Below are 19,701 nucleotides of genomic sequence, written 5' to 3'. Positions count from 1 at the left end.
TTATACGTAATTTAAGGGTTTTCATGTACTTATATTAACAATCAAAACTCAAGGAAAATAGTCCTTAGTTAAATCAAACGACACTTCATGTCGTGTCGCTTATATCTCTGACCTGAAGGACAGAGTTCTACGCTCCATTTGATAAAATAAGAAAAATTTATGAAGTATTGACTCTTATCCTATTTGATTAATTGCATGATTTAATGCCATTTTTACACCCTTAAAACTTTTACCATTTGGTAAATTTACATGTAAAGTCATGTAATTAGTTTGAATAAAATATTTTTAAAAGAGATTAAATCTTCTAAAAAACAAGAGTATGATGTGCACAATTTATCTTTTGAGTGCTCATTTTATGTCCAATTGGTTTCCCAAATGGCGCCCATACGAAGGCAATATTGATGCACGTCCTGTCGGTACCAATGAGTATCTTCCGCCTGTGCAAAGTGTTGTATTGGGGATACAGCATGCCTTTGCAATGTTTGGTGCAACGGTTCTTGCACCATTCTTGATGGGTTTTGATGCCAATCTTGCAATTTTAATGTCGGGCATCTGTACCATCTTGTTCTTCTTTATGACTGGTGGTCGTGTACCAAGTTATCTGGGCTCAAGCTTTGCCTTTATTGGTGTGGTCATTGCCGCAACAGGTTATGCAGCGTCAGGTACTGGCGCGCCAAATGCCAATATCGCGATGGCTGCTGGCGGGATTATGGCCTGCGGTATTTTATATGCCATTTTTGGTTTTATCGTGATGGCAACGGGTACCCGTTGGATTGAAAAACTCATGCCACCTGTCGTTACAGGTGCAGTGGTGATGATCATTGGTCTCAACCTTGCCCCAGTGACCATTAAAGGGGTTGCCGGTAATAACTTTAATATGTGGATGGCTTTAGTCACTGTACTGTGTATGGGTTCGATTGCAGTGTTCACGAAGGGCTTGTTACAACGTCTATTACTCTTAGTTGGCCTTCTACTCGCTTACTTGGTGTATTACATCATTTCCAATGTCATGGGTCATGGCACACCAATCAACTTCGTTCCAGTACAAGATGCAGCTTGGTTTGGTGTTCCTCAATTCCATTCGCCTGTTTTTGATTTCAATGCCATGCTGATCATTGCACCGATTGCTTTGATTTTGGTGGCTGAAAACTTAGGTCACATTAAAGCTGTGGGCGCGATGACAGGTGAAAATCTTGATCCGCACATTGGTAAAGCCTTCGTTGCAGATGGTGTTGCAACCACACTTTCAGGCGGTGTCGGCGGTCCGGGTATGACCACTTATGGCGAAAATATTGGTGTGATGGCAGTAACGCGTGTTTACTCGACCATCGTGTTTGTATTTGCAGGTGTATTCGCCATCTTCCTTGGTCTTTCTCCAAAGTTTGGTGCGATTATTCATACCATTCCGCAAGCCATTTTGACAGGTGCATCGATTGTTGTATTTGGTCTAATTACCATTGCAGGTGCGAAAATTTGGATTGAAAACAAAGTTGATTTTTCAAAAAACAAAAACCTGATGGTGGCAGCAGTCACGATTATTTTAGGTACAGGTGACTTTGCACTTCAATTCGGTAACTTCAACTTAGGTGGTATTGGTACTGCTACATTTGCAGCGCTGATTTTGAATTGGTTCTTTAGCTTGGGCGATAAATCAGAATAAGCCTCCAAAGCATTTAAAAAAGAATACAACATTCATTTGAAAAGCGGCCGAAAGGTCGCTTTTTTTTATAGCTGCTCTTTCAGTAAGATAAGGCATTAGCTAAGGAATACACCATATGCGACTGGATTTGTTCGACCTTCAATTGGTGCTGCACATTGTAGACAGCGGCAGTCTGACCAAAGGCGCTGCTCGTTCTGCCATCTCGCTACAAGCAGCCAGTGAACGGATTAAAAAACTCGAACAGCATTACCGCACAGCCCTGTTCACTCGCCAAGCCAAAGGGGTCAAACTGACTCTTGCCGGTCAAACCTTGGTTGAACATGCACAGCGCATCTTAGGTGAGGGGCAACAATTAGAACACGCGATGCTGCCCTTTGGCCATGGGCTAAGTTCCAATATGACCTTATGGTGTAATTCATCTGCACAAAGTGAATATTTGCCGGTTTTGCTGCCACGCTATTTGCTAGAAAATCCCAACACACAAATTGAGCTGCATGAAGCCGAGTCTAAAGATATCATTGCAGCGATAGAGCAAGGTAATGCACAACTAGGTCTAATTTCGGGTTTCTTTAAATCCGAAAAGTTACAAACACTTGAGTTTGCAAATGATCCTTTGGTACTGATTTGTCCTATAACTCATGAATTGGCCTCGATATCTAGCGTCAAACCCGCAGAGATTTTAAATTATCCCTTTGTCGGTTTGATGCAATATCATTCCTTGCAACAATCGATCGAGGCTCAAGCCAAATTATTCGGCTGTGAAATTCAGTATCGGTTACGTTTGCCGAACTTTGCCGCGATCGCCCAAGTGGTGGCGAATGGTGTGGGCATTGCCATCATGCCAAAACGTGCGGCCCAACGATTAATCAGTTTGTATGCCTTTGCCCAAGTTGAGCTCAGCGGTGAATGGGCCAATCGAAAACTGCTCCTCACCGCGCGTAATTTTGATGATTTACCCTTAAATTATCAGCATTTCAGTCAGTTTCTACTGTCACAAAAATCTACTTTAGATGGCTAAGTCTAGGCTTTAAATCACGCCAAACTGGTGCAGCATCATATAGCTACCGAGGGCAATCAACCCGATAAAAAACACCTTACGGAATTTTTGTTCTGGAATGCGGTAACGGATTTTTTTCCCTGCCCACATGCCAATGAGCGCAGGAATCAGTGCCATGGCTGACATGGCATAATCAATCGGAAGATCTTCCACAGGATTTTGCTGTAAGAACACTGCCAAACAAATGGTTGATGTGGTAAAGGCCAAACCGAGTGACTGTACAAGATCATCGCGTTTCAGTTGCAAACCTTGCAAATATGGTACTACCGGGATCACCACCACACCGGTCGCAACAGTCAGCGCTCCACCGAGATAACCGATCATTGGAGATAGCCATTTTTCATGTGGTGCAAAGTTCGGCAAGCTTTTGGCACAAAGCCCATACAGTCCATATAGTGCCAACATGCCCCCCAGTAAAGCTTCACTTTTAAATTCACCATGTCCTAAAGTTGGAAAAACACTCCAAATTGAACCGATGATGATGCCGAGTAACAAGGGCCAAAAGCGTTGAATTAGTCGCAGCACCTGCCCTTCGGCAAATAGTTGCCAAAAATTGGTCACCATAGATGGAATGATCAATAACGTGGCTGCCTGAAATGGACTGATCACCATGGTGAGTAAGCCCATCGATACCGCTGGCAGGCCTAACCCAATCGTGCCTTTAATCAGACCTGCGATTGCAAAAACTGTGATGACGAACCAAATCATGGCGAAACTCGCTGAAGAATTGGTTCTATGCTATGCAATTCAAGCCCTTTGAAAAATCAGTGTTTTTGGAATAGAGCCTCAATAAAAAGTTGAGGCTGTGCTTGAAATCAGCTATAGACAAGGTAGTTGAATTCAATAAAAAAGGAATTACAACTTATTTATTTTAATTATTGTCATAACTACTCTTTTGCTCTTCAGCTAATTCATAAGAACTTTCGAATTGATATTTCACCGTTTCATCTTGAATTGAATCAATAAATTTTTTTAATTTATTTTTATATTCAACGTTCCCAGATTTATACATTGATAGCAAATAGCCCCACTCACCATAAATATACTGAGGGTCATTTTTTGATACTTTCCTTAATTCTTCTTTTAAAATCAATGCTAAATCGGAATAACATTTTTCATATTCATCTTTCGATCTTTTAGCATAATAGCTTAACTCACACTGAGTCACTAAAAGTTCCTGACTGAAAGAGTCCTTTAACATTTTATGATTAAGATTATAAGCCTCTTCATACATGCCTGTTGCTAAGTAGATTTGCATTTCAATCTTTTGTCGTTCTTGATCATTCGTGATCTTTTTTATTTCAGACAAACTATCTTTCATTACTTTATCTGCGTTTTCTTTATCTCTCAGATTAAGTTTATTAATAGTATTTTTATAATCATTTATTATAGCTGTATCTTCTTTAGACAGCGTTGAAATTGATTCTTTTTTTTGAGCTTCTTTAACTTCATGCTGATTCAAACTAATTTTCTCAGACGAGCAAGCAGTACTACCAAATATAAAAAATAAGGTTAAGAAAATAAAAAAGAACATTAATAAATTTGATCTAATCTCAAAAACTAAAAATTACGGTCGAATCTCTTTCAACTCACGTTGAATAAAATGCTGAATCATATCGCGATATAAACGTTCCACAATATCTGCATTTACACCGTGCTCTGTGGCTTGTAGACGAATTTTACTAATCACCGCTTCGACACGTTCTGGTGATTGAACATCCTGTACTGAACGCTTAAAACGCACCGCTTGATCGACATAAAACTGACGTGCAGCAATGAGCTCAATAATCCCCTGATCAATCACATCAATCTGTGCGCGGGCTTGCTCTAATGACTCAACTTTTTCTTTCTTCATCTTCTCTGGCTTCACTTTCAGCGGTGTTTTCACTTTTATACTTCTCTTCTAACACATTACTGAAAATACTTTCAATCATCCAAACGCGGTATAAGCTATTAAATACATAGCTTTGACCTGCAATACGTAATTCTAAAACAGGAAAATCGGGCTGTGACTTCATCTCACAGTGCATATCATTTTCTTTTAATTTTTCAGCAATATCGTTAGTAGTCAGTTCAGAAATCTCTAACTCATACTGTAAAGCCTGAAAATGTGCTTTGAAGGATAAATCACGCCCTTTGGTCCATACGGCTTCCAAAATGCGATACATCACATCAATACGTTGCTCTTCAGGTGCACTGTAGTAAAGCTGTGACATAGCTAATGTCGCAGCTTCTGTAGGCCGGCAAAATGGCGTGAACTTAACTTCTGTCCGTTTAGACAGACGTGTTGCCAAACTCCAGTCAAACAAATCTCGACCGTGATACGACAATGGATACACATTCAGCTGAATATTATAATAGTCCGCCAATTCCTCACGAATATAAGCCAACAGTAACCATGAAATCGGATCTTCCATCGCGATGTAGAGATCAAGCTCAGGATCGAGTCCCTGAATTTCATTCAACTCTTCTGCATCACTGATCAGGTGCTCACGCCATTCAATATGATTGATCATAAAGATCGGGTTATCTGTCAGGAGTTTTTGTTGTTTTAAACGGCGCGTTAAACGCAGTAAATCATCTACAGCATGGTACTTACGTTCACCAAACTCAAAATAGCCCGATAAAATCGGGGTATCGGTAAAGATACGTTCAGGAAAATCTTGAGCTTTATGATGACGGCTGGCCATCGCATACAGTGTTCTCAGCTTGCCATACTGCTTTTGCCACAACATGTGGAACACATCTTCAAGTAAATAAAGAAAGTCTTGGCCGCGTAATGGGGTATTTTTTAGAATAATTTCGGCTTGTTCTAAAGCTTCAGCGGTCGGTTGTTCAGGTGTTTCATGAAAACTAAAACGATGCTGCCGCGCTAAAATTTGGGCATCATTCAGACAATATTGTTGCCATTCTATCGATGACATTTGATTAGGAGGTTCAGCACTCTGACGACAAATAATCACTTTCAGTGGTTTGATTTCATCACTGAGAATTTCCTCTAATTGAGGCAGCTGCTGCGCAGCCAAATAGCTATAGACATCATCCAGTCGAAGATAAACACTCAGACCTTGTTCCGTGGGTAACACCGCTTGTCGGGTCGGTTTCTGATAAAACCAACTCGATCGGATTGGATCGAACCAACGGCGTAACAGTGACATGCGTTTTTTGCCTCAAAATGATGAATTGTGCCGAACCTGCCAGCACATGCTTAAAATTCAACTTCTATTATGAAGCTGTTTTAAATGAGATATAAGCCTTGTGCAAAACTTATATCAAGTCAGGGCTGAATGTTCAATGTTTAACAATGGATTAGACGTCTAGATTTAGGTCAGTCACCGCACCTTTTTCCGCACCAGAGGTCAACTTGGCAAATTTAGCCAAAGCGCCATGGGTATAGTTTGGTTTCGGTTTGACCCAGGCCGCACGACGTGCAGCAAGTTCATCCTCAGCCACATGCCAAGTCATTTCACGCGTTTCAGCGTTAATTGATATTTTATCGCCGTTTTTGACCAAGCCAATTGGGCCGCCTTCATAGGCTTCTGGTGTCACATGACCAATCACAAAACCATGGCTGCCGCCCGAGAAACGCCCATCGGTCAACAGTGCGACGGATTGGCCTAGACCTTTACCAATAATCGCTGAAGTCGGTTTCAGCATTTCAGGCATACCCGGTCCGCCTTTCGGCCCAACACCGCGGATCACCACCACTTCACCTTCTTGTACTTCGCCATCTAAAATACCGCGCATGGCACCCTGCTCACCCTCAAATACCCGCGCAGGCCCTTCAAAATACAGCCCTTCTTTACCGGTAATTTTAGCCACTGCACCCGTCGGTGACAGATTGCCTTTCAGTACAACCAAGTGCGAATCCTTTTTGATCGGTGCATCAAATGGCAGAATAATTTGCTGACCTGCAGGATAGTCTGCTACATCGGCTAAGTTTTCCGCCAAAGTTTTGCCTGTGACCGTCAGGCAAGAACCATCGAGCATACCTGCATCCAGCATGCGCTTCATCAGCGGCTGAATACCGCCAATGGCAATCAGTTCCGACATTAAATATTTACCCGATGGGCGCACATCGGCCACCACAGGAATATCTTTGCCAATACGCACAAAATCATCCAAAGACAGTTCCACGCCTGCGGTATGCGCCATGGCAATCAAATGCAGTACGCCATTGGTTGACCCACCTAAGGCAATTAGCACTTTAATCGAGTTTTCAAAAGCAGCTTTGGTCATAATGTCGCGCGGCTTAATATCTAAACGCAGCAGGTTCATCACGGCTTCACCTGCGCGTTGGCAATCGGCAATTTTATCCGCGGATACCGCTTCCTGTGCTGAAGACCCCGGCAAGCTCATGCCCAGTGCTTCAATCGCTGAAGCCATCGAATTGGCCGTGTACATACCACCGCATGAACCCGGCCCCGGCAGCGCGACTTCTTCAATCTGCTTCACTTGAATTTCATTGATTTCGCCTTTGGCATGCTGACCCACTGCTTCAAATACCGAAATCATGTCGGTATGCCCTGCTCCGGGTTTGATGGTGCCACCATAAATAAACAGGCCCGGACGGTTTAAACGCGCCAAGCCCATGATGCAACCCGGCATGTTCTTGTCACAGCCGCCTACGGCAATTACGCCATCATAGGCCTGACAGCCCACCACAGCTTCAATAGAATCGGCAATGATTTCCCGCGACAGCAAGGAATACTTCATGCCTTCTGTACCGTTGGAAATGCCATCAGAAATGGTGATGGTATTGAAAATAATGCCTTTCCCGCCTGCAGCATTGACCCCACTTTCAGCTTCACGGGCCAAAGCATCAATATGCATATTACATGGCGTGACATTGGCCCAAGTCGAAGCAATGCCAATAAAGGGGCGAGTAAAGTCAGCATCTTGGAAGCCCGTAGCACGCATCATGGAACGTGCAGGCGCATTTTCAATGCCTTCATAAACAGGAGCGGAATGTTCACGGATATTATTTTTACTCATTGTTCTTCCTTGGCGATGGCTGATTTTGGCTTCAGCTTTGGCGGGTTCTTTTAAATTTATTGTATAGAAAGCGCTCAGCATGTAAAAGAAATTCCATCCCCGCATATAAAGTTTTTATGTACATCCAATATTATTGAATCACATGCCAAAGCCATAAAAGGCGTATGAGAAGATTTGAATAAAGGGAGGATTTTCACATGAATCCTCTCCCTAGCCCTCTCCTTTAAAAGAGAGGGAACGTCCATAATGTCGGCACTACTGCCCATAAAATGACTTAGGTAATGATTTATTATGCGTTGAATTTTATCTAATACCTGATACGCGGAAATGTCATCCGCAACCTGCGTGGTCTTTTAAAGAAACTTTTTTTGCAAAAATATTTTTAGAATCTTAAGTGGACAGGTTTTGCGGATGACAAATGGTTTTGGTTACTTTTGCCAAAACAAAAGTAACATAAGAGCTCCTAAAATTTGCTTTAAAAAGATAAGACTCCGTCGTGTCATTTTTTTAAATTTAGAGACTATAAAAAATAAGCTTCCACAATATTCAATTTAGTGAAAATCAAAATAAAAAAATCACCGCAGAAAGTATGATTTTAGGTTTTAGATTCTTTCCCATACAACCTCATACTAAAGAATAAAACTCTAATGCTATCTCGTAGGCACTCCTTACTTTTGACAGGCCAAAAGTAAACAAAAGCCTTTATCTACCCGATATAGCATCCCTGCTATACTGGCAAACGTGCAACTTCCTGTCGCACCTCTCCATAGCAAAAGTTGGGGATTTATAAAATATTACTTGCATAAAAAAAGCACCCCATTCGGAGTGCTTTTTTATTTAAAAATCTAGAGCTTAGATTTCACGTACTGCGCCTTTCGCCGCACTCGTGGTATGCATTGCATACGCTTTCAATGCTTTCGAAATTTTGCGTGGACGCTCTTCCACTGGATGCCAACCTTTCGCTTCTTGCGCTGCACGGCGAGCCGCCATCGTAGCGTCATCAACAGCTAAGTTGATGGTACGGTTTGGAATATCAATTTCGATTAAATCGCCATCTTCCACCAAACCAATTGCACCACCTTCTGCTGCTTCAGGTGAAACGTGACCAATTGACAGGCCTGATGAACCGCCAGAGAAACGACCGTCAGTCAATAACGCACATTCTTTGCCTAGACCTTTCGATTTTAAGTAGCTGGTTGGGTACAACATTTCTTGCATACCCGGACCACCACGTGGGCCTTCATAGCGAATCACAACCACATCACCGGCTTTGATTTCATTACCCAAGATCGCCTCTACTGCTGAATCTTGGCTTTCAAACACACGTGCAGTACCGTTGAATTTCAAGATTGAATCATCTACACCCGCAGTTTTTACGATACAACCATCGAGCGCAATGTTGCCGTAAAGCACAGCTAAGCCACCGTCTTTCGAGAACGCATGTTCAGCATTACGGATCACGCCATTTTCACGGTCACCATCTAGTCGTTGGTAATATCGATCTTGTGAGAATGCAGTTTGCGTTGGTACACCGCCCGGCGCTGAACGGAAGAATTGGTAAACGTCTTCATTTTCAGTACGGATAATGTCCCATTTATCTAAAGCATCTTTTAAGCTTGCTTCGTGAACAGTACCTACAGATGTGTCCAATAAGCCTGCACGGTCTAATTCACCGAGAATGGACATGATACCGCCAGCACGGTGTACATCTTCCATATGTACGTCGTTTTTCGCAGGTGCAACTTTACAGAGTACAGGCACTTTACGAGATAAACGGTCAATGTCGTCCATCGTGAAATCAACACCCGCTTCGTTTGCAGCAGCTAATAAGTGAAGAACGGTATTGGTTGAACCACCCATTGCGATGTCCAAAGTCATGGCATTTTCATACGATGCTTTGGTCACCATTGAACGTGGTAATACGCTGTAATCGTCTTGTTCATAATGACGTTTAGCCAATTCAACAATTAAAGAGCCTGCGCGTTCGAATAATTTTTTACGGTTTGCATGTGTTGCCAGTGTAGAGCCGTTACCCGGTAAAGACAGGCCCAATGCTTCTGTTAAGCAGTTCATTGAGTTTGCGGTGAACATACCTGAGCATGAACCGCAAGTTGGGCATGCAGAGCGTTCGTATTCTGCTACTTCTTCATCGGTATAGTTGTCATCTGCAGCCACAATCATGGCATCAATTAAGTCGATGGCTTTGTCGTTGCCACGGATTTTAACTTTACCCGCTTCCATTGGACCACCAGAGACAAATACCACTGGAATGTTCAGACGCATAGCCGCCATCAACATCCCTGGAGTAATTTTGTCACAGTTGGAAATACATACCATGGCATCGGCACAGTGCGCGCTTACCATGTATTCCACAGAGTCTGCAATTAAGTCTCGTGAAGGTAATGAATACAGCATCCCGTCATGGCCCATCGCAATACCGTCATCAACCGCAATGGTATTGAACTCTTTGGCTACACCGCCTGCTTGCTCAATTTGACGCGCCACGAGTTGACCAAGGTCTTTAAGATGAACGTGACCCGGTACAAATTGAGTAAATGAGTTCACGACGGCAATAATTGGTTTACCAAAGTCTTCATCTTTCATACCAGTTGCGCGCCATAAGCCGCGCGCACCCGCCATATTTCTTCCGTGTGTCGATGTTTTTGAACGATAGTCAGGCATTTTATATTTCCAACAAAGTTTGAGCTTGAAATGAATCCTACAGATTCACTCTGGCTAAATCATACTGACAATGATGTAAAATCAGTCGAATTTTAAACCTATCATACACCAAGCCATTGTTTTTAAAGATGGCTTTTTAAGCTGAGATTTGGGCAGATGGGTCTATCAATAAAAACGAGTGATTTGACGACAAAAATCTTTTAACTGAAATCTACTATACCGCCATCAATGGCTGCACAATACAAAACTTTCATGAATAATTTTTAAATTTTATATAAATATAATTTATTTAAAAATTGCAAATTTGCGATTTTGGGTTATGAAATCATTGAGCTTGGACAGCTTCAAAGTTGCAAAAATCAATTTCTAATGTTCTAAATTACGCATTAATCATTTGCTATAATCCACATATTAAACACAGATTCGGTTCATTCATTTTGAAAATCATCTTTGCCGGTACGCCAGAATTTGCCGCAACAGCACTAGCTGCATTGCTCAACACACAACATGAAATTGTTGCGGTATACACTCAACCTGACCGCAAAGCTGGACGTGGACAAAAACTCACAGCTTCTGCCGTAAAGCAATTGGCTTTAGAGCACCATATTCCTGTTTACCAACCCCTTCATTTCAAATCATCGACTGAAGAAGGTTTAGCCGCACAAGCGGAATTAAAAGCCTTAAATGCCGATGTTATGGTGGTTGCAGCCTATGGTTTGATCTTGCCGCAAGTGGTGCTAGATACCCCGAAATATGGCTGCCTGAATATTCATGGCTCATTGCTGCCACGTTGGCGTGGTGCAGCACCGATTCAACGTGCCATCGCAACAGGTGATATTGAAACAGGTGTCACCATTATGAAAATGGCAGCCGGACTCGATACAGGCGACATGATGTATAAAACCATCTGCCCGATTGAAGCAACGGATACCTCTGCAACTTTGCATGACAAACTTGCAGAGCAAGGTGCAACTGCAATTGCTGCCGTTTTAGACACTGAACAAACATTGCAGCAATATTTAGACAGCCGTGAAGTCCAAGACGAAGCATTAACAGTTTATGCACATAAGCTTTCAAAAGCTGAAGCAAAAATTGATTGGTCCATCGATGCTGTACAAATCGATCGTAACATTCGCGCCTTTAATCCGTGGCCGGTAGCATTCATTCAGTTGGATGAGCAAAATAATTTACGCGTTTGGCATTCTGAACTTTCTGCTGATTCAGCACCGAATGCTCAAGCAGGTGAAATCATCGCTATCGATAAAAAAGGCATACATATTGCCTGTGCCAATGACAGCGTGATTATATTGACCTCTTTACAATGGCCGGGTGCTAAACCACTCAACCCTGTACAAATTTTACAAACCCAAAAATTGACTATTGGACAAATTTTATAATGAAGCAATCTCCCAACGCCTCGACCCGAGACCTTAATTTACGTGCTCAGGTAGTGAAGACGTTATTGGCTGTCCAAAATGGTCAATCGCTGCAATCTGTCCTCGCGCAGCAAATGAATATTGTATCGGACAAAGACCGTGCTTTATTCCATGAATTGGTGCTCGGTTGTTTACGTCAATGGTATGCATTGAAACAACTGACTTTACCGCTACTGTCTAAACCGGTAGATAACCAAGTGGTTGAAACCTGTTTATACCTTGGTTTGTACCAATTATTGTGTACCCGTGTCGCGGCTCATGCTGCAATTTCCGAAACGGTAGACGCTGCAAAACAATTGGGTATGGGCAGTCTAAGTGGCTTAATCAACGCGATTTTGCGCCGCGCAACACGTGAAACAGAACAGTTCTACGATGTACTTGAACAAGCGACCAATTTACCAAGTTGGTTAACCAAACGTCTGAAAAAAGACTGGGGTGAACAATTTGATGAACTCAGTTATGAGCTTAAACAAATTGCGCCACTGACTTTGCGTGTCAATACACGTCAGGTCAGCCGTGACGAATACCTCGATATTTTGGAAGATGAAGGTATCGATGCGCATCGCTGTGAACTGTCTGATGTCGGCATTGTGATGGACGAAAGCCTACACATTCCAAGCCTGCCGGGCTTTGAAGCAGGTGGTTTTTCGGTACAAGATGAACATGCTCAGCTTTGCGCAACACTATTGCCAAATCTTGACGGTAAATTTGTGATTGATGCTTGTGCTGCGCCGGGTGGTAAAACAGCACACATTTTAGAGACCTTCCAACCAAAGAAACTCATCGCACTCGACCAAGATGAGAAACGTCTGAAACGTGTGGTTGAAAACCTTGATCGTTTGGATCTCGATGGTAAACATGTCGAAATCCAAACTGCCGATGCCGTCACCTATACTGCTCCTGAACTTGCTGATTGCATCGTGCTCGATGCGCCATGTACCGCTGTGGGTGTAATGCGTCGTCATCCTGACATTCGTTTACTACGTCAATCGGGCGACATTGCGAAAACAGTAGTATTACAAAAGCAAATTTTGGAAAACATGTGGAAGCAACTTAAAGTTGGCGGTACGCTGCTTTACATCACTTGCTCGATTTTAAAAGCTGAAAATGAACAGCAAATGGTTGAGTTCTTTGCCAATCATGCCGATGCCCAAGAAATTAAAATTGAAGCAGATTGGGGAGTTGAACAAATCCATGGTCGTCAACTTTTCCCGAAAGTGGGTTATGGCGATGGCTTCTATTATTGCCGTATAGTAAAAACGGCCTAAATCAATAAACACCTTTTTAGATGTAAACAATCATAAAAAATGCCCGATGATTTCATCGGGCATTTTTTTCGTCATTCTAAATTTAATCTTCAGCTTCGTCAGGATTTTTCACCAAATGAATCGTCGCTAAAAGTAAACCACCCCATAGCAAAACAATTGATAAAATCATCATGATCATTGCAGATGTATTCATATTAATTCTCCTCTGGACCTTTGTCTTTACACAAGCTTAATAGAACAGAACCCAATACAAAGAAGGCCAATACCGAACCACCCACCAACCAAAGTGTCGTTGCAGGATAACCGCCATAACCTTCAGTTGCGACAGCCTTAATCGTCAATACAAGTGCAACCAATAATGAAATTGGGGTGATCACGGTCAATAAGAAATTCCAACCTTGACCCAACTTGATACTTGAGTATTGATTTGCATGCTCTTGTAATTGTTTCATCAATGGACGATGGAACCACGACACCAAAATAATAGAGAGTAAACCACCACCCACGATCCCAATGTTATTGGCAAAGTAGTCAATGATATCAACAAAAGTAATGGCACTTTGTGTAGAGAATAAAAGTGTAGATACGATTGCTGAACCGCCCGCAACAATCGTTACAGCTTTATTTTTTGACCAACCCAATTTGTCTTGAAACGCTGCAATTGGCACTTGCAAGATACTCACCATAGAGGTAATCCCTGCAACCACCAACGAAGCAAAGAACAAGAAGCCAAACAAATCACCGCCTGCCCCCATACTCGAAATGATTTTCGGGAAGGCAATAAAGGCTAAACCAATACCACCAGATACTACTTCTTTTACAGGTACACCTGAACTTTGTGCCATGAAACCAAGTGCTGCAAAGACGCCAATACCCGCTAAGATTTCAAATGATGAGTTGGCTAATGCAACGACTACACCTGAACCGGTTAAGTTGGTTTTTGCTTTTAAGTAAGACGCATAGGTCAACATGATCCCGAAACCAATCGATAACGAGAAGAAGATATGACCAAAGGCTGCTAACCATACTTTATAGTCGGTCATCGCTTCCCAGTTTGGCGTAAAGAATGCATTTAAGCCTTCTGCCGCACCCGGTAGACGCAATGCTTGAATGACTAAAATGCTAAATAACACGATCAATAACGGCATAAAAATTTTATTGGCAAGTTCTACACCACGACGTACACCGCCATAGAGAATGAACATCACCACAGCCCAAACAATGACTAAACCAACAAATAAAGTCGGAACAAAACCAAATGTTAAGCCATCACCATTTTGTAGATAGGTTTTAAAGAAAAAGCTTTCCGTATCTGAGCCCCATTGTTGTCCAATGGCGTAATACATGTAACTACCGGCCCATGACAATACGCTGGCATAGTAGATCCCGATGATCAGGGTCACCATCACTTGCCACCAGCCTAATGCCTCACTGTTCATAAGTTTTTTATATGCAGTTGGCGGTGCTTTTCGGAATTTATGCCCCACTGCATAATCTAAGAACAATAAAGGCAAACCCGCTGCAAAAATTGCAATCAAATACGGTACTAAAAATGCACCACCACCATTTTCATAAGCAACATAAGGGAAACGCCAAATATTCCCCAAACCCACGGCTGATCCAATCGCCGCTAAAATAAAGCCTGATCGCGCAGACCAGCTTTCACGATTATCTGACATAGAACACCTAAACCTCAGGCATCTTTAACTGCTGCTTGTTATGATTATATCGCGAGCAAAAAAAGAACCATAAAAATAAAAATTCTGGGTGTTTGATCTGGTGAGATACCTTATGAGCGTCTATACCAAATTGCAAACAGAAAAATCACATGCGCATTTTGGTTAAAAACACCACAAATAACTTTCCCTTTGTATGAATTAACAATACTCACTTTTTTTAAGTTTTTCTGTAATTTCTACGGCAAATATTCCATTTTTATAATATGTTTAAGTTTAAATGTTCATTTAATCAGCTTATTTTTCATACAATTTAAGTTATCAATAATATAACTTTTAGGAATGTTTTATTTCCTATTAAATTTTTAAAGTTATTTCACTCGATAATGTCCAGTAATTTTATAGGCATGCAAAAGATCTTCTTCCTGTGTGCCCTCTCCAATATTATGGATGATGAGCGGAACATCGCTAGCTTTCACTTTACGATCTGAAACCACGCCAATATGCACTAAACCACGCCCTAAGTCCCAAGTGACAATATCTCCTGCCAAATACTGCTTATCTTTGACAACATAGCCCTGACGTTGCATCCAAGTTTGAATATTGGGAACACGTCGATGATCAATATTTTTATCGGTTCCTTTTAAGCCCCATTTTTGTGGATACTGCTTAAAATTGGCTTTCATATCTTCATGAATGGCTTGTTGTAAATCAATCCCTTGCTGTCGTAATGCACGAATTACCACGTCGGTACAAACACCCTTGATTAAAGGGACATCTCCCATCGGATAACGCAGTGCAGTATACGCAGGATCATAATATAAGGTTTTCCCAATCTGACTGCGTGCATCCGTCACCATTTGAGTGGCGTTAAAGGCAAAGACAGCCATATTCACGGTCATCAAACTGACCCATAATAAAATTCTTTTCATTTTTCTTATGCACTTTAGGTTTTTGAAATGATTAAAAAATGGGCTTCGAACAGATCCATACTGAACCAAGCCCAAGTTTAAACTGCTACAGTTTTATCGCCAATACGCGTTCTTCTTGCATATCTCGAATGGCAGACTGAATTCCTTCACGGCCTAAGCCAGAATCTTTTACGCCACCATATGGCATGTTATCAACACGGAAAGATGGAATGTCATTAATAATCACTCCACCGACCTCTAAGTGATTCCACGCATACAACATTTTATTCAAATTTTGCGTATAGATGCCCGCTTGTAAACCAAAACGGCTGCTATTAATTTTGGCGATGCCTTTTTCAAAATTTTTGTATTTTTCTAGAATCGCTACAGGGCCAAAGATTTCATCTTTATACACTTCTAGTGATTCATCGACATTTTCCAATAAAATTGGATCGAGCAAAGCACCCTGATGTTCACCACGTACCAATGCTTTGGCACCTTTTTTTACTGCTTTATCGACCCATTTATGCACGCGTGTTGCTTCCGCTTCCTTAATCATGGGACCGACCATGGTGCTTTCTAAGTGAGGATCAGCCGCTTTAAGCTGCTTCATTCTCGCCACGAGCTTTTTCTTCACATCGGCATAGATATCAGCATGCACCAAGATGCGTTGTACGCTGATACACACTTGCCCTGCATGGTTATACGCCCCACCCACTAAGCGCTCAATAAATGCTGCTGAAATTTCAGTATCGGGCTCAACCAATACCGCAGCATTACCGCCAAGTTCCAAAGTCACTTTTTTACGTCCCGCACGCGCTTTCATATCCCACCCCACAACATCGGAACCGGTAAAGCTGAGCAGTTTAAATCGGTCGTCAGTGACCAAGACATCCGCATGTTCACGTGGACAAGGTAAAATCGAAAAGGCACCTTTAGGTAAATCCGTTTCGGCCAAAACTTCCGCAATTTTTAAAGCTGAAATAGGCGTCAAACTTGCAGGCTTCAACACAAATGGACAGCCTGCGGCAATGGCAGGTGCAATTTTATGCGCAGTCAGATTGATCGGAAAATTAAACGGGCTGATCAACGATACAGGACCAATTGGCACATGTTTGACCATGCCTTGATAGCCAGATGCCGCTGCGGTAACCGCCAATGGGATCATGCGACCATCATCCATCTGTGTAACAGCATCAGCAGCAATTTGAAAGGTATTGATTAAACGTTCAACTTCAGCAGCTGCGGCTTTACGCGGTTTTCCACCTTCCGCAATTAAAATTTCAGTCAATTCTGCACGCATTTCATTAAAACGTTTAACACAGTGCAGTAAGATTTTTTGTTTTTGAAAAGGTTCCAATGCCGCCATTGCAGCGCTAGATTTAACCGCTGAATCAATGGCTTTTTCAATGGTTGCAGCATCTGCGAGTGCAACGCGTGCATATACGTCTTGGGTATATTTTTGATCCACTTCTAACCACTGATCGGTAGTCAATGCTTTACCTGCAACATAGAGCGGATAGTCTTTTATATCTTGTACGGCTTTGGACATGACGATATTTCCATGATCTTGAGACATTATTGATAAATGTGAATAAATCTATGCCCTCTATCATGCGCTGACTGAGCCCAGAGTTCACTATATTTAAGTAACAAAATAAACCACAAGCCTCAAACTCAGCTACCTAATTGCCCTGAATACCATCACTATTTTCAGATCTATGCTTGCACTGAAAACACGATGATCGAGTCTCTATATAACAATGACATTAAATTAGAAAGCTGTTTAAAATATTTAATTACATTATTTATCAAATCATTAATAAATTTTTCAAAGTTAAATTAATCAAAAAAAATATGAGTACAACATAAAAAAAGCCCATCAAATGACGGGCTTTTTAAATCTATGTTTTAGCTATACGAACGCTGTGTTTTCACTGAAGTCTTATTCACATTTTCTAAAGCGGCAACCTCTTCATCCGTTTGCGCTTTGCGAATAAAGAACACTGCAATCGCTGCGATGACTACTGGAATTCCCACGGCCATAAAGTTAATTTGATGTGGCAATTCTTGTGATAATAAATAGCCGATCAGAATCGGGCCAACAATCGCACCTGTACGACCGACTGCAGATGCCCATCCAATACCTGTCGAACGTACAGACAACGGATAGTACTGTGCAACATAGCTATAGAGTAAGATTTGAGAACCAATTGCTGATGCACCTGCGACTGCAACCAAAAGATAGATCACAGGCTGTGGTGAATTAAAGCCGAGTAAAGATAGTGCCACAGCACCTGCAAGACATAATGTAATGATCACCGGTTTTAAGTGGAATTTGTCCGCTAAAATACCGCCGCCAATCGTACCAATTACGGCACCAATATTCATCGCCAATAGGAAGGTCAAACTGCTACCTAATGAATAACCTGCGGCCATCATTAGTTTTGGTAACCAACTGCCTAATGCATAAAGTGTTAATAGACACATAAAGAAACACAGCCAAAACAACATCGTACTTACGCCACGACCTTGCTTATACAACGCTTTAACAGACGTTCCACCCGGAACCGCAACTTCAGTCAGTTCCAGTTGAGTATTTGCAGTCACGGTTTGTTCAGGTGCAATGGTTTGAATCATACGACGTGCTTCATCATGACGATTCACCTTCACCAAAAATGTGAGCGATTCAGGTAAAAATTTCCAAGCAAATGGCAACAGTAACAGTGGAATACCCGCAATGAAGAACATGATTTGCCAGCCATAATCCGCAGTAAACCATGAACCAAAGAGAGCCGCCATGATGCCACCCATTGCATAACCACTGAACATAGTGGTCACTAAAGTACTGCGTAGATGCTTAGGTGCATATTCAGATGTCAATGCCACAAGGTTCGGTAATACCCCACCAATGCCAAGTCCAGCAATAAAACGTAACGCGCCAAATTCCGTTGGATTTGATGCAAAACCGCCTAAAAATGTGAATGTACTGAATAAAAATACACAAATCATGATAACTTTTTTACGGCCAATCTTATCAGCCAAAGTACCAAACATCATGGCACCAAACATCATCCCTGCAAGTGCTGTACTCGCTAGCATACCTGCCTGAACAGCTGTTAATCCCCAATCTTTCATTAATAAAGGCAGCGCAACACCATTGATCGCTAAGTCGTAACCATCAAATAAAATAAGAATTAGACACCACATCATGATGCTGAAATGCGATTTTGTGAACTTAGCGTTATCGACAACGCTATTCACATTCATTGTGCTTGTAGACATTGAACCTCACCTCCAATTGTGAGTTTTATTTTTCGCTACAATGCCGTTTTTGAATGTAAATTGTCCAAAATTACAAAGGTATAGATCCATACCTTTCAGATATATCCATGTCGTTTGGGAATAAAATGTCATAAAAACTTAGATATTTTTGAAATATTTATACATAAAAAAGTCGATGGACTGTGGGTCTAGTTTTTATAATGATTAATTTTCAATGTGTTACTAGAAGCTAAATCACAATCAGACGATAGATTATTTGATATGAAAATTGTCAGAATAAAACTCAAATTTTATAGAAAAAAACCAGACTCTACGATCTAGGTCGTAGATTTCTAAATCATAAGGCATCAGCCATCACTTAAGTCGATAATTAGGCATTTAAACTGTTGTTTTAGCTGACTTACATTCAGGTTTTCCGACATTTTTAAGCTGAGAATTCCTTCAATTGATGATTTTTAAATGCGTTTATTGTCTAATAATCATCCATGTTTAAATAATTCAAGCCACAATCTATCAATATTTTTATCATCTCCCTGTTTTATGCTTCTGCTTATCTTCTTTTCCCCTTTTCTCCACACATAAAAAAACACCCCCTGCACTAGTCAGGGGGTGTTTCGAATAATGAGCTGGCGATGACTTACTCTCACATGGGTAACCCCACACTACCATCAGCGCTAAGAGGTTTCACTTCTGAGTTCGGGAAGGGATCAGGTGGTTCACTCTTGCTATTG

Annotated in this window: 15 protein-coding genes and 1 rRNA gene; 4 read left to right on the top strand and 12 right to left on the bottom strand. The window is 41.6% G+C overall.

Features of this window, described 5'->3' with window-relative positions:
- The first annotated feature begins 355 nt into the window (after positions 1-355).
- A complete protein-coding gene (locus FTU38_RS15375) occupies positions 356-1,660 on the top strand; it encodes a solute carrier family 23 protein (RefSeq protein WP_180011052.1) in 1,305 nt (434 codons plus the stop codon).
- A 115-nt stretch (positions 1,661-1,775) separates the two neighbouring features.
- Positions 1,776-2,678, top strand: a complete 903-nt coding sequence (locus FTU38_RS15370; protein WP_180111748.1) for a LysR family transcriptional regulator — start codon at positions 1,776-1,778, stop codon at positions 2,676-2,678.
- A 9-nt stretch (positions 2,679-2,687) separates the two neighbouring features.
- Here FTU38_RS15370 and FTU38_RS15365 read toward each other — a convergent pair whose 3' ends face one another.
- The 6 genes from FTU38_RS15365 to ilvD (FTU38_RS15340) all read right to left on the bottom strand — a co-directional run bounded on the left by FTU38_RS15365 (position 2,688) and on the right by ilvD (FTU38_RS15340) (position 10,394).
- Complete coding sequence (locus FTU38_RS15365; RefSeq protein ID WP_180111746.1) at positions 2,688-3,425, bottom strand: sulfite exporter TauE/SafE family protein; 738 nt, start codon at positions 3,423-3,425, stop codon at positions 2,688-2,690.
- 163 nt (positions 3,426-3,588) lie between these two features.
- A complete protein-coding gene (locus FTU38_RS15360) occupies positions 3,589-4,179 on the bottom strand; it encodes a hypothetical protein (RefSeq protein WP_257225736.1) in 591 nt (196 codons plus the stop codon).
- 105 nt (positions 4,180-4,284) lie between these two features.
- Positions 4,285-4,572 carry a chorismate mutase gene (locus FTU38_RS15355; RefSeq protein WP_078191648.1) on the bottom strand — a complete coding sequence of 96 codons (288 nt, stop codon included), beginning with the start codon at positions 4,570-4,572 and terminating at the stop codon, positions 4,285-4,287.
- Positions 4,553-5,875, bottom strand: coding sequence for a hypothetical protein (locus FTU38_RS15350; RefSeq protein ID WP_180111742.1), 1,323 nt, complete (start codon positions 5,873-5,875; stop codon positions 4,553-4,555). Before FTU38_RS15350 ends, FTU38_RS15355 begins: the two co-directional genes overlap by 20 nt.
- Before the next feature lie 151 nt (positions 5,876-6,026).
- Positions 6,027-7,712 carry a dihydroxy-acid dehydratase gene (gene ilvD / locus FTU38_RS15345; protein WP_180111741.1) on the bottom strand — a complete coding sequence of 562 codons (1,686 nt, stop codon included), beginning with the start codon at positions 7,710-7,712 and terminating at the stop codon, positions 6,027-6,029.
- An 852-nt stretch (positions 7,713-8,564) separates the two neighbouring features.
- Positions 8,565-10,394: a dihydroxy-acid dehydratase gene (gene ilvD, locus FTU38_RS15340; RefSeq protein ID WP_180111739.1), complete on the bottom strand. Its 1,830-nt coding sequence runs from the start codon at positions 10,392-10,394 to the stop codon at positions 8,565-8,567.
- Between the two features lie 437 nt (positions 10,395-10,831).
- Here ilvD (FTU38_RS15340) and fmt point away from each other — a divergent pair, with 437 nt between their 5' ends.
- Both fmt and rsmB read left to right on the top strand, forming a co-directional pair.
- Entirely contained in the window at positions 10,832-11,791 is a 960-nt protein-coding gene (gene fmt, locus FTU38_RS15335) for a methionyl-tRNA formyltransferase (protein ID WP_180111736.1), read from the top strand.
- Positions 11,791-13,098, top strand: a complete 1,308-nt coding sequence (gene rsmB, locus FTU38_RS15330; RefSeq protein WP_180111735.1) for a 16S rRNA (cytosine(967)-C(5))-methyltransferase RsmB — start codon at positions 11,791-11,793, stop codon at positions 13,096-13,098. Before fmt ends, rsmB begins: the two co-directional genes overlap by 1 nt.
- An 82-nt stretch (positions 13,099-13,180) precedes the next feature.
- Here rsmB and FTU38_RS15325 read toward each other — a convergent pair whose 3' ends face one another.
- From FTU38_RS15325 to rrf, 6 genes are all read right to left on the bottom strand, one after another.
- Positions 13,181-13,291 carry a methionine/alanine import family NSS transporter small subunit gene (locus FTU38_RS15325; RefSeq protein WP_180005359.1) on the bottom strand — a complete coding sequence of 37 codons (111 nt, stop codon included), beginning with the start codon at positions 13,289-13,291 and terminating at the stop codon, positions 13,181-13,183.
- 1 nt (position 13,292) lies between these two features.
- Positions 13,293-14,777, bottom strand: a complete 1,485-nt coding sequence (locus FTU38_RS15320; protein ID WP_180111733.1) for a sodium-dependent transporter — start codon at positions 14,775-14,777, stop codon at positions 13,293-13,295.
- Positions 14,778-15,145: 368 nt separating this feature from the next.
- The gene (locus tag FTU38_RS15315; protein ID WP_373683561.1) at positions 15,146-15,676 is read right to left on the bottom strand and encodes a DUF1287 domain-containing protein; all 531 of its coding nucleotides are present in this window, start codon (positions 15,674-15,676) and stop codon (positions 15,146-15,148) included.
- A gap of 115 nt (positions 15,677-15,791) precedes the next feature.
- Positions 15,792-17,237, bottom strand: coding sequence for an aldehyde dehydrogenase family protein (locus FTU38_RS15310; RefSeq protein WP_180111729.1), 1,446 nt, complete (start codon positions 17,235-17,237; stop codon positions 15,792-15,794).
- A 359-nt stretch (positions 17,238-17,596) separates the two neighbouring features.
- On the bottom strand, positions 17,597-18,970 hold the full coding sequence (locus FTU38_RS15305) for an MFS transporter (RefSeq protein WP_180041594.1): 1,374 nt from the start codon (positions 18,968-18,970) through the stop codon (positions 17,597-17,599).
- Between the two features lie 624 nt (positions 18,971-19,594).
- Positions 19,595-19,701: ribosomal RNA gene (gene rrf, locus FTU38_RS15300) — 5S ribosomal RNA — on the bottom strand; the annotation flags it as partial.

Origin of the sequence: Acinetobacter sp. YH12098 (genome assembly GCF_013419235.1) — a bacterium.
Lineage (GTDB): Bacteria > Pseudomonadota > Gammaproteobacteria > Pseudomonadales > Moraxellaceae > Acinetobacter > Acinetobacter amyesii.
Note: the sequence above shows the minus strand (reverse complement) of the source record. Positions and strands in the feature narration are given on the sequence as shown.

Excerpts from the sequence above, each read along its gene's own strand:
- FTU38_RS15375 (WP_180011052.1), top strand. The coding sequence starts at position 356 with ATGTCCAATTGGTTTCCCAAATGGCGCCCATACGAAGGCAATATTGAT.
- FTU38_RS15370 (WP_180111748.1), top strand. The coding sequence starts at position 1,776 with ATGCGACTGGATTTGTTCGACCTTCAATTGGTGCTGCACATTGTAGAC.
- FTU38_RS15365 (WP_180111746.1), bottom strand. The coding sequence starts at position 3,425 with ATGATTTGGTTCGTCATCACAGTTTTTGCAATCGCAGGTCTGATTAAA.
- FTU38_RS15355 (WP_078191648.1), bottom strand. The coding sequence starts at position 4,572 with ATGAAGAAAGAAAAAGTTGAGTCATTAGAGCAAGCCCGCGCACAGATT.
- FTU38_RS15350 (WP_180111742.1), bottom strand. The coding sequence starts at position 5,875 with ATGTCACTGTTACGCCGTTGGTTCGATCCAATCCGATCGAGTTGGTTT.
- ilvD (WP_180111741.1), bottom strand. The coding sequence starts at position 7,712 with ATGAGTAAAAATAATATCCGTGAACATTCCGCTCCTGTTTATGAAGGC.
- ilvD (WP_180111739.1), bottom strand. The coding sequence starts at position 10,394 with ATGCCTGACTATCGTTCAAAAACATCGACACACGGAAGAAATATGGCG.
- rsmB (WP_180111735.1), top strand. The coding sequence starts at position 11,791 with ATGAAGCAATCTCCCAACGCCTCGACCCGAGACCTTAATTTACGTGCT.
- FTU38_RS15325 (WP_180005359.1), bottom strand. The coding sequence starts at position 13,291 with ATGAATACATCTGCAATGATCATGATGATTTTATCAATTGTTTTGCTA.
- FTU38_RS15320 (WP_180111733.1), bottom strand. The coding sequence starts at position 14,777 with ATGTCAGATAATCGTGAAAGCTGGTCTGCGCGATCAGGCTTTATTTTA.
- FTU38_RS15315 (WP_373683561.1), bottom strand. The coding sequence starts at position 15,676 with ATGACCGTGAATATGGCTGTCTTTGCCTTTAACGCCACTCAAATGGTG.
- FTU38_RS15310 (WP_180111729.1), bottom strand. The coding sequence starts at position 17,237 with ATGTCCAAAGCCGTACAAGATATAAAAGACTATCCGCTCTATGTTGCA.
- FTU38_RS15305 (WP_180041594.1), bottom strand. The coding sequence starts at position 18,970 with ATGTCTACAAGCACAATGAATGTGAATAGCGTTGTCGATAACGCTAAG.